This window comes from Mycobacterium sp. 1245499.0, assembly GCF_001673615.1.
Taxonomy (GTDB): domain Bacteria; phylum Actinomycetota; class Actinomycetes; order Mycobacteriales; family Mycobacteriaceae; genus Mycobacterium; species Mycobacterium europaeum_A.
Window position 1 is genome coordinate 1 of record NZ_LZMG01000031.1, and the last position, 521, is coordinate 521.

At 71.2% G+C, this 521-nt stretch carries 1 pseudogene; it reads right to left on the minus strand.

Annotation, left to right across the window (positions count from 1 at the left end):
- Positions 1–488, minus strand: a pseudogene (locus A5646_RS01185) (esterase family protein); the annotation flags it as partial.
- Positions 489–521: the final 33 nt, after the last annotated feature.

Here is a 521-nt window from a genome sequence, read left to right on the forward strand (position 1 = left end):
ACCCACTCGCCGCGATGCCGAAAACCCGACGCGGTCGAACCGGTGTCCACGGGCACCACCGCGCCCCGTTGCGGCGCAACGCCTTTGGACCTGGCGGTGTAGGCGGCGCGCAAGTCGGTCTGGTCCGGCAGCGGTCCATTGGTCAGCTGGCCCCAGGCGGCGGAGACGGTCGGAAAATATCCCAGCCACGCGTTGATGGTCAGGCCCGCGCTCAACAGACAGAACGATGCCGCGAACACGCACACATTGCGTCGCCACCACCCGGCGCGGCGCCAGCTGGCGACTGCGACCGCGACGGCCGAGCCCGCCAACGTGGTCCACAGCCACATTTGCCATGGCGGCGGTTCGCTGGCCAGCCCGAGGGTGCTGTAGTACCAGTGCGTCGCGGCGCCGGTGACAGCGCCGACCGCCGCGACCAGCGGGACCCGCCGGCTCCACCAGCGCCGCCCCCGCCAGGCGATGGAGTAGGCCAGCGCCGCAACGGTCATGACTTCGACGGCAAGGGGGAGCGCCCCGTGCAT